This window comes from Luteococcus sanguinis (genome assembly GCF_039527675.1).
Lineage (GTDB): Bacteria > Actinomycetota > Actinomycetes > Propionibacteriales > Propionibacteriaceae > Luteococcus > Luteococcus sanguinis.
Genome location: NZ_BAAAKI010000025.1, coordinates 1 through 12,858 on the forward strand (window position 1 = coordinate 1; position 12,858 = coordinate 12,858).

A 12,858-nucleotide genomic window follows, 5' to 3' on the forward strand; every position below is an offset into this window, starting at 1 on the left:
GGCCACAGAGCACTCGGCGGGAAAGCTCCCATCACCCGACTGTCATGAACCTGTCTGCCACCAACATCTAGGCCCTGCGGGTTGGAGCTGTCCACCACGTCACGACCCCAAGCCTGTCGATGGGTCGTCCAGGGGTCTCGCCGGTCAGCTCCCCCAGTTCAGCGGGCCAGGGACGAATCCTCGTCCAGCACGCCCTGGACGTCCTCGCGGGTCGGTGCGTGCGCACCGTGGTGGCTGACGGTGAGCCCGGAGGTGGTGACCGCGCGGTGGAGGGCCGGTTGCACGGCGTCCCAGTCAGCGGCGCGCAGGATCTCGACAGCCTCGCGGCTGCCGATCAACCCGGCGTCCAGCAGTCCCGACAGCAGCCCGCCCATGAAGGAGTCTCCGGCACCGACGGTGTCGGCGAGCTTCACGGTCAGCTGGTCCACGACGAGCATGTCGCGATTGCCCGCCAGCCGGGCGTAGGCACCCCAGGGTCCGCGGGTGACGACGACCAGCGCCGGGCCCATGGTGATCCACTCGCGCATCACGTCCTCGACGGGGGTGTCCGGGTAGAGCCAGGACACGTCCTCGTCGGAGGCCTTGAGCACGTCGCACAGCCCGATCAGTTCCTCGACGCGACCGCGGACGGCCTCGGGTGACTCCATGATCGCGGGACGGACATTGGGGTCATAGCTGACGGTGCCGTGCTCGCGGACGGCCTTGACGGCGTTGACGACTTGGGTGCCGCCGGGCTCCAGCGTTGCGGCGATCGAGCCGGTGTGCAGGTGGCCAACGCGGTCAAGCTCGGTGAGTTCGGGCAGTTCCCACAGCAGGTCGAAGGTGTACGTGGCGCGCCCCTCGCGGTCGAGTTGGGCGTAGGCGACCGTCGTCCGCTCGGCACCATCGGAGCCCGGGACGACCTTGACGCCATGGTCGGCGGCGTACTGCGCGATCCGGTGGCCGCGGTCGTCGTCCCCCCACCAGGCGCCGATGGTGGGGGCATGGCCCATGGCGGACAGCACGCAGGCGACGTTGAGCGGGCTGCCTCCCACGTGTTCGGCCGTCTCCTGGCCCTCGCGCGCGACCACGTCGATCAGCGCCTCACCAAGGCAGAGCACCTCGCCGTGGTCCGTGGCCTGGCCGGTCAGGGAAACGTCGTTGTTCGTCATGGGGGCCATCCTTGCGCCTGCGCGCGTCCAGGCCAAGGGCGGGGCCGGTTTCGGGGACGGAAGCCCTTCAGCGGCCGGGGAGTTCCAAGCGGTTCGGGACGCGGTGCCGTCCGAGGTGGACGTCCCCGGAGGCCCCGGCGGTGAAGACGCGAGGACGGCTGCTGCGTGCCTCGACCAGTGCTGCCTCGACGTTCTCGAGGTGCTGGCGCAGCGCGTCCAGCTCGGTCTCCAACTGCAGGATGCGGCGAATGCCGTTCAGGTTGATCCCCTCCTCCTGGGAGAGGTGCTGCACCAGCCGCAGCTTCGCGACATCGCGCGGTGAGTAACGGCGGCCACGGCCGGAGGCGCGGCGTGGTTGCACCAGACCGATCCGGTCGTAGGTCCGCAGCGTCTGCGGGTGCATGCCTGCAAGGTTCGCCGCGACACTGATCGTGAACAGCGGAGCGTCGCGGTCGATCACCTGGGGCAGCTGGGCGGCAGTCATGGTGCTCAGCCCCGGAAGAGCCCGGCTCGCGGGTCACTCGGCCCGACGGCGTCCGCAAACTCCTTGAGGGCCGCGATGGCACGGTCGTCCAGCTTCCCGGGCACCTGCACCTCGACGCTGGCCAGCAGGTCGCCGTGGGCGCCATTGGCCTGCGCCACTCCCTTGCCCCGGACTCGGAACGTGCGGCCATTGGGGGTACCGGCAGGGATGCGCAGCTTCACGCGCCCGCCCTGCAGGGTGGGCACCTCGATGTCGGCACCGAGGGCGGCCTCGGGGAAGGTGACCGGGACGGTGATGGTGAGGTTGTGCCCGCTGCGGCCGAAGATGCGGTGCGGACGCACGTGCACGAGCACGTAGAGGTCGCCAGCCGGGCCGCCATTCTCGCCCGGCGAGCCCTTGCCCTTGATGCGGATCTTCTGCCCGTCCTCGACCCCGGCCGGGATGCGGACCTGCATGGTGCGCGTCGACTTCGCGCGTCCCGAACCGTGGCAGACATCGCAGGGATCGGTGACGATGAGGCCACGGCCGTGGCAGTCGCGGCAGGGTTCGCTGGTCTGGAAGACGCCGCCAGCGGCGGACGCCTGCATACCCGAACCCTGGCAGGTGGCGCAGACCTCGGGGACGCTGCCGGCCTTCGCGCCGGTCCCCCGGCAGGCCTCGCAAGCCGCCTCGGAGACCATCTGGACGCTGACGGTCGTCCCCTCGACCGCCTCGGCAAAGCCGATCGTGACCTCACCCTCGACGTCGGCCCCGCGTCGCTGGACGCGTCCGGACGAACGACGGGGCGCCCCGGCCGCCTGGCCAAAGATGTCACCGAAGATGTCGCCCAGGCCACCGGCCGAGGCATTGCGGAAGAGGTCCTCCATATTGGTGCCACCAGCGCCGCCGGCAGCACCACCACCACGGGGGAATCGGAATCCGCCGCCGCCGAACAGGCTGCGGGCCTCGTCGTACTCCTTGCGCTTGGCGGCGTCACCGAGCACCGAGTTGGCCTCCGAGGCCTCCTTGAACCGCTTCTCGGCCGCGTCGTCGCCTGGGTGCTGGTCGGGGTGGTTCTCGCGGGCGATCTTGCGGAAGGCCTTCTTGATCTCGTCGGCGCTGGCGTCCTTGGAGACGCCGAGGGTCTTGTAGTAGTCCTTCTCAATCCAGTCCTTGGTGCTCATGGCGCCTCCTCTCGCTGGGTCTTCGTGGTCAGTACTGGTTCTCGGTCGGCTCGGCCGCGGCGGCGGCCGGGTCGGGGTCGCTCACGGCGACGCGGGCGGGGCGCAGCACGCGGTCGTGCATGGTGAAGCCCTGCTGCATCACCTGGGAGACGCAGTGCTCGGTGGCACCGGGCAGCGGCACCTGCATCAGGGCCTCGTGCAGGTGTGGGTCGAAGGGGTCGCCCACGGCGCCGAAGGCGTGCAGGCCGTGCTTGGCCGCGATCTTCGCCAGCTCGTCGGCGACCAGCTTGAAACCGCCGGAGAGCTCGCCGTGCTGGTCGGCCATGGCGATGGAGTCGAGCACCGGCAGCAGCTCGGTGACGACCTGCTCGACGCCCGACTGGCGGGAGACCTGGCGGTCGCGATCGACGCGCTTCTTGTAGTTCACGTACTCAGCCTGCAGGCGCTGGAGGTCCGCGGTGCGCTCCCCCACCAGCTGCTCGAGCTCGGAGACGCGCACCTCCGGAGAGGTGCCGACGCCGTCGGTGCCGGGGTTCTCGAAGAGCTCGCTGGCGTCGTCGGGAACCTGGCCGCGTTGCTCGTCAGGGGTGAACTCGCTCATGGTGGCTGTCGATCCTTCGTCTGGGTGGTGGTGCATCCGTTGGTATTGATCATGGTCGTTCGGCGACCAGGATCGCGTTGATCATGCTTGCATGAAGGCCCCGGGCCGGGGTGACGAACGGCCCGGGGCGATCAAACAGGCGTGTCAGGAGCTCACTGCCGTGAGCGCCGGCTCACTTGTTGTCGGTGTTGTCCTCGTCGATGATCTCGGCGTCCACGACGTCGTCATCACCGCTGGTGGACTCGGTGCCCTGCGGGGCGTCCGACTCCTCCGAGGAGGCCTGGGCCTGCTGGGCCTGGGCGGCGGCGTACATGGCCTGGCCCATGGCCGAGGCCTTGGTGTTCAGGTCTTCCATGGCGGCCTTGACCTCGTCGTTGTTGTCGGTGCCCTTCAGGGCCTCCTTCAACTTGTCGAGGGACTCCTGCACGGGCGCCTTGACGTCGTCGCCGATCGTCTCCGCGTTGTCGGCCAGCAGCTTCTCGGTGCGGAAGGCGAGGTTGTCGGCCTCGTTGCGCATCTCGACGGACTCGCGACGGGCCTTGTCCTCGTCCGCGTGCGCCTCCGCGTCCTTCATCATGCGGTCGATGTCGTCCTTGCCGAGGGCGGAGCCACCGGTGACGGTCATCGACTGCTCCTTGCCGGTGGCCATGTCCTTCGCGTGGACGTGGACGATGCCGTTGGCGTCGATGTCGAAGGTGACCTCGACCTGCGGGATGCCGCGCGGGGCGGGCATCAGTCCGGTCAGCTCGAAGTTGCCGAGCGACTTGTTGTCGCGGGCGAATTCACGCTCACCCTGGTACACCTGGATCATCACCGAAGGCTGGTTGTCCTCGGCCGTGGTGAAAACCTCGGAACGCTTGGTCGGGATGGTGGTGTTGCGCTCGATGATCTTGGTCATCACGCCACCCTTGGTCTCGATGCCGAGGCTCAGCGGGGTCACGTCCAGCAGCAGGACGTCCTTGACCTCACCCTTCAGCACACCGGCCTGCAGGGAGGCACCCAGCGCCACGACCTCGTCGGGGTTGACGCCCTTGTTGGGCTCCTTGCCCGAGAGCTCCTTCACCAGGTCGGCGACGGCGGGCATCCGGGTCGAGCCGCCGACCAGGATGACCTGGTCGATCTTGTCGACGCTGGTGCCGGCGTCCTTGATCACCGAGTTGAACGGCGCCTTGCAGCGGTCCAGCAGGTCCTGGGTCATGCGCTGGAACTCGGCGCGGGTGAGGCGCTCGTCCAGGTGCAGCGGACCCGCGGAACCGGCGGTGATGTAGGGGAGGTTGATCGAGGCCTCCTGGGCGCTCGACAGCTCGATCTTGGCGCGCTCGGCGGCCTCCTGGAGGCGCTGGCGGGCCATCTTGTCCTGCGACAGGTCAATCCCGTTCTTGTTCTTGAACTGCGTCACCAGCCAGTCGACGACGCGCTGGTCCCAGTCGTCACCACCGAGGCGGTTGTCGCCCTTGGTGGCCTTGACCTCGAAGACGCCGTCGGCGATGTCGAGCAGGGAGACGTCGAAGGTGCCGCCACCGAGGTCGAAGACCAAGATGGTCTGCTCCTTGTCGCCCTTGTCGAGGCCGTAGGCCAGCGCGGCGGCGGTGGGCTCGTTGATGATGCGGTCAACGGTCAGGCCAGCGATCTCGCCGGCCTCCTTGGTGGCCTGGCGCTCGGCGTCCGAGAAGTAGGCCGGGACGGTGATGACCGCGTTGGTGACGGGCTCACCCAGGTAGGCCTCGGCGTCGCGCTTCAGCTTCTGCAGCACGCGGGCGCTGATCTCCTGGGGGGTGTACTTCTTGCCATCGATGTCGACGGACCAGTCGGTGCCCATGTGGCGCTTGACCGAGCGGATGGTGCGGTCGACGTTGGTGACGGCCTGGCGCTTGGCGACTTCGCCGACCAGGACCTCACCGGTCTTGCTGAAGGCGACGACGGACGGCGTCGTGCGAGCCCCCTCAGCATTGGGGATGACAGTGGGTTCGCCGCCCTCGAGGACAGCGACGACAGAGTTGGTGGTGCCGAGGTCGATACCGACTGCACGAGCCATGTTGGTTTCCTCCGTGTTGTTTCTTGAACCGTGGTGCTTGGTGGTCATGATCGGGCGAGCTGGAGGGCTACGCCCGGAAGCTCTTCATTGTCAGGGGCCCTCGCCAGCGGCTTGAGCCCGATGCACTCAACTGTAGGGGTTGAGCGACCTGCACTCAAGTGTTGCGTTGAGTACACCTGACTCAACTTTGGTTCGCGCCCGGTTATTCCGGTGAGCTCACTCGGTTCGCCAAAATCGCCCGCTGGGCCGGATTCGGTCCCGTGGCGGGACCGGTTCTGTCCTGTGCTGGCAGTTCTGGCGGTGTTCTCGGGCCCGGCTGCGCGTGGAGGCCGCGAGACCCTCAAGGGCATGGACGGTCAGTTCATCGTCGTGCCCGGAAGGGGCGCTCGCGGGTCGTCGTCCGGCTCGGGGGGTCCGCTGAGCGCACGCACGGACGAGTCGCCCGCCCAGTTCACCGACCGGATCAGCCGGACAATCAGCGAGGTCAGCGGATGACGATCGCGTCCCCGACCGGCCGCTCGGCACCGCCCGAGGGAGTGTTGGCGACCGCTCCGTTGACCACCATCTCGGTGGACCCGCCACCGTCCAGGTTGAGCGCGTCCACCATGCCGAGTGCCTGGGCCAGGTCTGCCGACTCGGCGATGCTCAGCCCGGCCGAGCCGGTGATCCGTCCGTCGGCGGTGGCCAGGACGAGCCGTCCCTGGGCGTCGACACCGGCGATCGTGCGGGGATTGCGCTGGTGCACCCAGCCGTAGAAGAAGCCGGGAGAGGCGGGCTGCACCATGCCGTCGCGGCGCGCCGTCACCTGTCGGCCACGGCGCAGCAGGAGCATGGGACCGCCGTTGACGACCTGGGTGTCACCGTCCAGCCGGAGCCTGCGTCCGCGCTCGTCGCGGTACTGGTTGGTGATCTTGATCTTGTTGGGCGTGCCGTGGCCGGCGCGGCGGGCAAACCGGCGCAGGGCGTCCGCCCGGTCGCCTGTGCCCTGGATGGAGACCTGCCCGGCCTTGAGCGCCGTACCGCGCGTCTCGTGGACGGCCACGATGCGTCCCTTCGCGTCGAGGACGACCTCGACACCCTCGCCGGCCGGCGTGGTGGCGCCGTTCTCCGGGGTGACCAGGACGAGTTCGTCGGCGTCGTGGCAGGTCACGTCGTGCAGCGGCAGGTCGGTGGGATCATCGCCCAGCCCACCGCAGTTGCGGATCTTGCCGGGCGTCCGGTTGATGCCGTCCAGGGTGAGGGAATCGCGCGCGGAGGTGATGCGACCCACCCACGTCAGGCGCTGCACGGAAGCGCGTCCGGTGTCGCCGTCGATCACGAGCGCCGGACGATCACCGACGGTCTCGCTGAGGATCTTGCCGTCATAGGCGCCGGCGCCGGCGGGGTCGCCGGCCACGTCACCATCGGCCTTGAAGACGAAGAATCCGGCGTTGATACCGGCCAGGGCGCCTTGGGCCAGGGTCGAGACTGTCTCTCCTCCGACCAGGTCGGCGCCGTAGGTGGCGTCGATCTCGCCACGGAAACGGCGGGGGTCCACGGTCAGGACGTGCACCGAGAGCGGGTTGGCGCCGCTCAGGGCGTTGCCGTTGTCACCGTCCCAGGCGCGGTACCAGGTGCCGGCGGGGTATCCCGCGGCGACGACCTGCTTCTGCACGGCCGTGGCCTCGGCCTGGGTGGCGAAGCCGCCGAGGCGGACGCGGTAGCCGAGCGATCCGGCCATGTCGGCCAGTGGACGGGTGATGACCTCCTCGGCGTAGCCGGTGAGGCCGTGGGCGGCCAGGTCGGCGACCGCCTGGTCGGCGATGGCCTTCGTCGAGACGGCCGAGCTGGCCACGCCGGCGCTGCCCGAGGGGAGCGTCAGCTGGACGACCCATTCGGAGGTGGTGGCACGGTCGCCCACCATCAGGGAACGGTGCGTGACGCCGGGAGCCAGCTGCTCGGTGGTGGACGAGGAGATGGCCAGCGTCATCGCGGGAGTGGGCTGGGTGGCGGGCGCGGCGTCCGAGGAAGCGGCGACGGGCACGAAGAGCGCGCCGGCCAGGGCGGCGGCTGCGGCAACACGCGCTGTGGGGCGGGGCGCGTGGGTGGTGATCAGGGGGGTGGTCATGGCGACAGGCTAGGAAGCCCGGTCGTCCAGCGTCACCGGTGTGCGACGAGGCGTCGCCAAGAGTTCACGAGGCGCCACGAACTGGTCGTCCGTTGGTTCCCAAGCCAGCTGAAGGACGCTCTGGCCGCCCTAGACTCGCGTCCATGAGCCCCACCAAGAAGGCCAGCACCCAGGACGCCGACGCTGGATTCACCGCCGAGGAGAAGGCCGCCGTCAAGCAGGCCGCCGCCGAGCGTCGCAAGACCGCCGCCGGCAAGAACACCGAGCAGGACATCCTGGACGCGATCGCCGCGATGGACGACCTCGACCGTCCGATCGCCGAGGGCCTGCATGCCCTGATGGCCCGGATCGCGCCGGACCTGACGCGCCGCACCTGGTACGGCTTCCCCGCCTACGCCCGCGACCCCAAGGGCAAGGAGATCGTCGTCTTCTACCAGCACGCCGGGAAGTTCAAGAGCCGCTACGGGACCATCGGCTTCAACGACAACGCCCAGCTGGACGACGGGACGATGTGGCCCGCCGCCTATGCGATCACCGAGTGGAACGACGCCAACGAGAAGACCCTCGAGAAGCTGATCACGCGCGCGATTGGCTGACCCCCACCAGCCGCCAGATCACCCCTCCGGGTCATAGGCGACGACGTCGACGGAACCCTTCTCGATGCAGCCGAAGCCGGTGGACAGGTCGATCGGGTGCGGGACGCCGGCGGCGCGCACGACCGAGCAGTAGGGCACGGACTGGAAGCCGAACTCCTTCCACGTCCCGCGCGCGTCGGTGAACCAGATCGCCTCGTAGCCACCGCAGGCAGTCAGCCCGCCCATCGCCTGGTCATCGGTGGACCAGTAGCGGTCGACGCGGATGTCGAAGGTCGGGCAGGTGGTGCCGTCGGCGTTCTTGACCGTCTTCTTCGCCAACGCCGTGATGTAGCGCTGGAAGTCCTGCGAGGTGCCGGTCAGTTTCGAGGAGACCTGCGAGACGGCCGTGATTTGCGCGTTGAGATCACGCGGCGTGGCCTCCACGGGTACGGCCGAGGTCGAGTCGGTGACGGACGCGCTGGCCGCGTCGGTCGCCGTCGCCGAAACCGTGGCGCTGGCGGTGTCCGTCGAACGGGCGGAGGGCGAAACCAGGCCGGACTCCGTCGAGCTCGCCTCACCGCTGGGGGATTCGCTGCCCATCGTCGAATCCGTGGACGAGGCGGCCGGGGTGAAGGTGGCAGGCGTGGAGGTGGCAGGCGTGGAGGAGACCGTGGGGCTCACCGTCGATCCGGTGGTCGACTCGGTCGGGGCGCAGGCAGTGACCGTGCAGGTCACCAGCGCGAGCGAGGCGAGCGTCAACGAGGTGCGGGTGCGGGACATGGGTGACTCCTCCATTTGGGCTGACTTCATCCTCGCAGCCGCGCGGGGCTGCCGCTCAGGCATCGACGAGGAAGTTGGCCACCATCTCGATGTACCCGGGACGGTCGGCGAAGTAGGCGCCGCAGTGTTCACCGGTGGGCCAGATCTCCACCGTGGTGGGCTCCCCCGCCGCAGCCGCCAGCCGGTGCGCGTGCTCGACGGGGATCACCTGGTCACCGGCGCAGTGCACCAACATCAGGGGACGTGGGGCGATCTCGCCCACGACGTCCACGGGTTGCACCTGGTCGAAACGGTAGCCGTAACGGGCGCGGGTCATGCCATCAGCCAGGGCGACGAAGGGGACGGGAGGCAGGCGCAGACCGGCGAAGGCAGCCGCGATGACCCCCTTCATGTCGGCGAAGGACGAATCAGCGACCACCTTGCGGACGCGCTCGTCCCGCGCTGCGACCAGGATCGACGTCGCGGCGCCCATCGAGAAACCGACCAGGCAGACCTCGGCGTCCGGGCGTCGCTGGGTGGCCAGGTCGATCGCGGCAAGCAGATCGCCCTGTTCGTAGTGGGCCAGCGACTGCGGCCCGTCCGCGGACTCCCCATTGCCGCGGAAGTCGAACATCAGAACGGTGTTGCCCGCGCCCCACAGGCCGGGCCCGATGCCGAGCATGTCGGCCTTTGACCCCCGGTGACCGTGACAGACGATGACCACCCGCGCGGAGCCCGGACGATCGAACCACCAGCCCGCGAGCCGGGTGCCGTCGTCGGCGTTGAAGCTGACATCCTCGGCCTCGATGCCCACCTCGAAGGGGCTCATGCCGTAATCCAGGGCCGGTCGTCGCGGTCCGCTGATCCGAGCGGCGGCCACCGCACCGGCGCCGACCAGGGCTGTCGCGGTCGTCGCGGCAAGGGCAATCATTCGGGAGCGCACGATCGTCATGGTAGGTCGGCCTCCCCTAGCCTTTCCGCATGGCCAACCGTCCCCGTCGCAAGCGTTCCCCCGGGTGGGTGCCTGAGCAGCACGGTGCGTGGGCGATGATCACACTGCCAGCGCTGACGGGCGCGGTGCTGGGCGGCTTCTCGTGGGTGCACGTGCCGCTGCTGCTGTTCTGGTGGGTCGGCTACTTCTTCTTCCAGGCGGCGGCGCTGTGGCTGAAGTCACACCGCAGGGCCAAGTACTTCCCGCCGGTGCGCGCCTATGGGCTTGCGATGGTGCCGTTCGGTGTGGCGACCGCAGTGATGCGTCCGGCCCTGGTGGTGTGGGCGCTGGCCTTCGCGCCGCTGCTGGGCATCGCGGCGAAGGCCGCGTGGGACCGTACCGAGAGGTCCCTGCTGAACGACGGTGCCACGGTGCTCGCGGCCTGCCTGATGGCGCCGGTGGCTCGCGCGGCTGGCGCTGGGCGACCCGAGGTTGACTGGCCCTGGACCTGGACCGTGTTCGCGATCGAACTCGCCTACTTCTGGGGCACGGTGCCGCACGTGAAGTCGTTGATCCGGGAGCGCGACGACCCACGCTTCGCGCGATTCTCGCTGGGTTACCACGCGGTGGTGACGCTCGTCGTCCTGGTCGCGACCGTGGCCGGAGCGTTGGATCGGACCCCGCTGCGCGGCTGGTTGCTGGTCGGGCTGTGGGTGGCGTTGTGCGTGCGGACGCTCGTGATGCCGCGACTGCAGGCCGCGGGAAGACCGCTGCGTCCGGCGGTGATCGGCATCGTGGAGGTCGTGTTCTCCACCGCCATCACCCTCGCACTGGTGGTCTGACCCAGCCGCGGCGGTCTGACCCAGCTGCGGTGGTCTGACCCAGCCGCGAGGCGCGTGCCCCGAGTTACCATGGAGGAACAGGGGAATTGAGGGACGCGTGTGAGGCCGGGGCGCGTCCGCCGTACTGACCCCGGAGGCCCCGTGAGCGCGACACCGCCCACCACTACACCTGTGAATGCAGCATCACCCACTGCAGCACCCCCGAACACCGTGCCGCCCGAGACAACACCGCCGCAGCGCACCAGCCTGCCGGGCGTGGGCGGCTGGCCCTTCCTCATCACGTCCTTCATCGGACGCATGCCCAGCTCGATGGTGCAGCTCGGCTACATGATGGTGCTGGCCGCCGACGGACGCGGGATGGCCACCGCTGGGCTCGCCGTCGCTGCGGCTGGTCTCGGGACCGCCGTCGGCGCTCCCGTCGTCGGACGACTGGTCGACCGTTTCGGACCCCTGCCCGTGCTGGCCAGCGCGACCATCGTGTCTCTGGCTGGGCAGCTGGCCTTCCTCGCCTTGTTGCTGAACCATGCCGCGTCGTGGCCCATGCTGGCCTGCGCTGGGCTCGTCGGGGCAGCCAACCCGCAGGTCGGTTCGGTGGCCCGCACGCGGTGGTCGAAGTTGGCCGTGCGCACGAACAACCCCGGGCTGGTCAGCCGCGCGCTGGGCTACGAGGGCATGGTCGACGAGCTCGGCTTCGTCGTCGGTCCGGTGCTCGCGAGCCTGTTGGTGAGCCTGGCTGGCGCCGTCCCGGCGACCATCGCCATCGCGGTGGCGACGCTGGTGGGGCAGGGCGCCTTCCTCGCGCACCTGGCTGCCGACCGGGACGGCTGGCGTGCAACCCACGCCGAACACGCCCAGACGTCCGCTGGAGGTCGCGTCGGGTTCTCCGTGCTGTGGCCGATGCTCGCGACCTTGGGCGTGGGGACGCTCTTCGGTGCCACCCAGACCGGCCTTACTTCGGTCTTCGACCAGCGTGGGACGCCCGAACTGACCGGCCTGGTCTACGCCTGCGTGGGGGTGGGCAGCGGTGTCGCCAGCCTCCTGGTCGGACGGGTTTCCGCCCGCATCCCCGTGTGGGCTCGGGTTCTGACCGGTTCGGTGCTGATGGGCGTCGGGGCCCTCGGGTTGCTCCAGCTGCCCCCCGCCGGAGTGGCCGCGGCCTTCGCCCTGGTCGGTGGCGCCGGGGCTGGCGCCTGCCTGGTCAGCGCCTTCACCTGGATGGAGCGGATCGCGCCCCGGGAGCGGATGGCGACCATGATGACCGTGCTGGCGACCTGCATCACCTTGGGAGTGAGCGCCGGAGCCGCGGTGGCCGGACGTCTGGCCGAGGTTCCCGCGCACTCCTTCTGGCCGGTGCTGGTCGCATCCGGGTTGGCCGCCGTGGCCTCGCTCGGGATGCTGCGCAACCCGTCCAACTGATCCGGGAACTGATCAGGAAGATGCCTCTCGACAGGATCAGGACCGTTTCCTAGGCTCGGCTCATGGCTGTCACCGTCCAGATCACCTTCGACTGCGCAGACCCCAATGCCCTCGCCGGGTTCTGGTGCGAAGCACTCGGCTACCGGCTCGACCCGCCGCCGGAGGGTTTCTCGTCCTGGCCCGAGGCGTTGAAGGAGTGGGGCGTGCCGGAGTCGGAGTGGAACGCCCGTTCGGCCTGCTCCGATCCCGACGGGGCAGGGCCGCGGCTGTTCTTCCAGCGCGTCCCCGAAGGCAAGTCGGCCAAGAACCGGGTGCACCTGGACCTGCGCGCGGCTCCGGGCGTCGATCCGGACGAGCGGATGGACGTCCTGCGCCAGCGCGCCGACCAACTGGCCGACATCGGCGCGACGATCGTCCGGATCACCGAGGCGACCCCGATGGACGCCGGCTTCATCGTCATGCTCGACCCCGAGGGCAACGAGTTCTGCCTCGACTGAGTAGGGGCCTGGGGCCCTCGTGCCGGATGCCGTCTCGCTGGACCGCGGATGCTGCCACGCTGGTGGTATGAGCACTCCAGAAGACACGGTGGCCCGCGCGGCCGCCGGGGCACGATCGCTGAAACCTGGCTCTTGGGAGAGCGTCGAGGCACTGGCCCTGTTGGCTTCCCTGACCGGTGACCGGACCTTTCTGGCCCAGGCCCAGCAGGCAGCGGCTGGGCTGAAGGGCGCGGGGACCTGGCAGGCGGTCAGTTCGTTGACCCTCTTGGCGCGCGCCGAACGCGAGCTGGGCTGAGC

The 12,858-nt window shown here is 69.5% G+C and carries 14 protein-coding genes; 6 read left to right on the forward strand and 8 right to left on the reverse strand.

Translation table 11 applies throughout. From position 1 onward, the window contains the following. Nucleotides 1-158 precede the first annotated feature (158 nt). The 5 genes from ABD089_RS12940 to dnaK all read right to left on the reverse strand — a co-directional run bounded on the left by ABD089_RS12940 (nt 159) and on the right by dnaK (nt 5,434). Nucleotides 159-1,151, reverse strand: a complete 993-nt coding sequence (locus ABD089_RS12940; protein ID WP_343886862.1) for a carbohydrate kinase family protein — start codon at nt 1,149-1,151, stop codon at nt 159-161. Between the two features lie 67 nt (nt 1,152-1,218). Further along, entirely contained in the window at nt 1,219-1,635 is a 417-nt protein-coding gene (locus ABD089_RS12945) for a heat shock protein transcriptional repressor HspR (RefSeq protein WP_343886863.1), read from the reverse strand. A gap of 5 nt (nt 1,636-1,640) precedes the next feature. Continuing rightward, entirely contained in the window at nt 1,641-2,798 is a 1,158-nt protein-coding gene (dnaJ, locus tag ABD089_RS12950) for a molecular chaperone DnaJ (RefSeq protein WP_343886864.1), read from the reverse strand. 28 nt (nt 2,799-2,826) lie between these two features. Next, on the reverse strand, nt 2,827-3,399 hold the full coding sequence (locus ABD089_RS12955) for a nucleotide exchange factor GrpE (RefSeq protein WP_343886865.1): 573 nt from the start codon (nt 3,397-3,399) through the stop codon (nt 2,827-2,829). Between the two features lie 172 nt (nt 3,400-3,571). After that, nucleotides 3,572-5,434 (reverse strand): molecular chaperone DnaK, encoded by a 1,863-nt coding sequence (dnaK, locus tag ABD089_RS12960; RefSeq protein WP_343886866.1) that lies wholly within the window; start codon nt 5,432-5,434, stop codon nt 3,572-3,574. A 348-nt stretch (nt 5,435-5,782) separates the two neighbouring features. Here dnaK and ABD089_RS12965 point away from each other — a divergent pair, with 348 nt between their 5' ends. Further along, a complete protein-coding gene (locus tag ABD089_RS12965; RefSeq protein ID WP_343886867.1) occupies nt 5,783-5,929 on the forward strand; it encodes a hypothetical protein in 147 nt (48 codons plus the stop codon). Here ABD089_RS12965 and ABD089_RS12970 read toward each other — a convergent pair. Further along, nucleotides 5,919-7,541 (reverse strand): phosphodiester glycosidase family protein, encoded by a 1,623-nt coding sequence (locus ABD089_RS12970; protein ID WP_343886868.1) that lies wholly within the window; start codon nt 7,539-7,541, stop codon nt 5,919-5,921. The two genes, ABD089_RS12965 and ABD089_RS12970, sit on opposite strands and share 11 nt — an antisense overlap. 143 nt (nt 7,542-7,684) lie before the next feature. On the opposite strand from ABD089_RS12970, the gene ABD089_RS12975 reads away from it, so the two are divergent. Further along, nucleotides 7,685-8,137, forward strand: coding sequence for a hypothetical protein (locus ABD089_RS12975; protein WP_343886869.1), 453 nt, complete (start codon nt 7,685-7,687; stop codon nt 8,135-8,137). An 18-nt stretch (nt 8,138-8,155) separates the two neighbouring features. Here the strand turns inward: ABD089_RS12975 and ABD089_RS12980 are convergent, their stop codons facing one another. Together ABD089_RS12980 and ABD089_RS12985 are read right to left on the reverse strand one after the other, a co-directional pair. After that, nucleotides 8,156-8,896, reverse strand: a complete 741-nt coding sequence (locus ABD089_RS12980; RefSeq protein ID WP_343886870.1) for a hypothetical protein — start codon at nt 8,894-8,896, stop codon at nt 8,156-8,158. A gap of 55 nt (nt 8,897-8,951) precedes the next feature. After that, complete coding sequence (locus ABD089_RS12985) at nt 8,952-9,827, reverse strand: alpha/beta hydrolase (protein ID WP_343886871.1); 876 nt, start codon at nt 9,825-9,827, stop codon at nt 8,952-8,954. Between the two features lie 29 nt (nt 9,828-9,856). Between ABD089_RS12985 and ABD089_RS12990 the strand changes: the two genes are divergently transcribed. The 4 genes from ABD089_RS12990 to ABD089_RS13005 all read left to right on the forward strand — a co-directional run bounded on the left by ABD089_RS12990 (nt 9,857) and on the right by ABD089_RS13005 (nt 12,856). Further along, the gene (locus tag ABD089_RS12990) at nt 9,857-10,648 is read left to right on the forward strand and encodes a YwiC-like family protein (protein ID WP_343886872.1); all 792 of its coding nucleotides are present in this window, start codon (nt 9,857-9,859) and stop codon (nt 10,646-10,648) included. Nucleotides 10,649-10,903: 255 nt separating this feature from the next. Then, the gene (locus tag ABD089_RS12995; protein ID WP_343886873.1) at nt 10,904-12,064 is read left to right on the forward strand and encodes an MFS transporter; all 1,161 of its coding nucleotides are present in this window, start codon (nt 10,904-10,906) and stop codon (nt 12,062-12,064) included. Between the two features lie 62 nt (nt 12,065-12,126). Next, a complete protein-coding gene (locus tag ABD089_RS13000; protein ID WP_343886874.1) occupies nt 12,127-12,561 on the forward strand; it encodes a VOC family protein in 435 nt (144 codons plus the stop codon). Between the two features lie 67 nt (nt 12,562-12,628). Continuing rightward, nucleotides 12,629-12,856, forward strand: coding sequence for a hypothetical protein (locus ABD089_RS13005; protein WP_343886875.1), 228 nt, complete (start codon nt 12,629-12,631; stop codon nt 12,854-12,856). Nucleotides 12,857-12,858: the final 2 nt, after the last annotated feature.

What these genes read in the sequence shown, in the direction of transcription:
- ABD089_RS12940 (WP_343886862.1), bottom strand. Translation starts at nt 1,151, where the DNA reads ATGACGAACAACGACGTTTCCCTGACCGGCCAGGCCACGGACCACGGC.
- ABD089_RS12945 (WP_343886863.1), bottom strand. Translation starts at nt 1,635, where the DNA reads ATGACTGCCGCCCAGCTGCCCCAGGTGATCGACCGCGACGCTCCGCTG.
- dnaJ (WP_343886864.1), bottom strand. Translation starts at nt 2,798, where the DNA reads ATGAGCACCAAGGACTGGATTGAGAAGGACTACTACAAGACCCTCGGC.
- ABD089_RS12955 (WP_343886865.1), bottom strand. Translation starts at nt 3,399, where the DNA reads ATGAGCGAGTTCACCCCTGACGAGCAACGCGGCCAGGTTCCCGACGAC.
- dnaK (WP_343886866.1), bottom strand. Translation starts at nt 5,434, where the DNA reads ATGGCTCGTGCAGTCGGTATCGACCTCGGCACCACCAACTCTGTCGTC.
- ABD089_RS12965 (WP_343886867.1), top strand. Translation starts at nt 5,783, where the DNA reads ATGGACGGTCAGTTCATCGTCGTGCCCGGAAGGGGCGCTCGCGGGTCG.
- ABD089_RS12970 (WP_343886868.1), bottom strand. Translation starts at nt 7,541, where the DNA reads ATGACCACCCCCCTGATCACCACCCACGCGCCCCGCCCCACAGCGCGT.
- ABD089_RS12975 (WP_343886869.1), top strand. Translation starts at nt 7,685, where the DNA reads ATGAGCCCCACCAAGAAGGCCAGCACCCAGGACGCCGACGCTGGATTC.
- ABD089_RS12980 (WP_343886870.1), bottom strand. Translation starts at nt 8,896, where the DNA reads ATGTCCCGCACCCGCACCTCGTTGACGCTCGCCTCGCTCGCGCTGGTG.
- ABD089_RS12985 (WP_343886871.1), bottom strand. Translation starts at nt 9,827, where the DNA reads ATGACGATCGTGCGCTCCCGAATGATTGCCCTTGCCGCGACGACCGCG.
- ABD089_RS12990 (WP_343886872.1), top strand. Translation starts at nt 9,857, where the DNA reads ATGGCCAACCGTCCCCGTCGCAAGCGTTCCCCCGGGTGGGTGCCTGAG.
- ABD089_RS13000 (WP_343886874.1), top strand. Translation starts at nt 12,127, where the DNA reads ATGGCTGTCACCGTCCAGATCACCTTCGACTGCGCAGACCCCAATGCC.
- ABD089_RS13005 (WP_343886875.1), top strand. Translation starts at nt 12,629, where the DNA reads ATGAGCACTCCAGAAGACACGGTGGCCCGCGCGGCCGCCGGGGCACGA.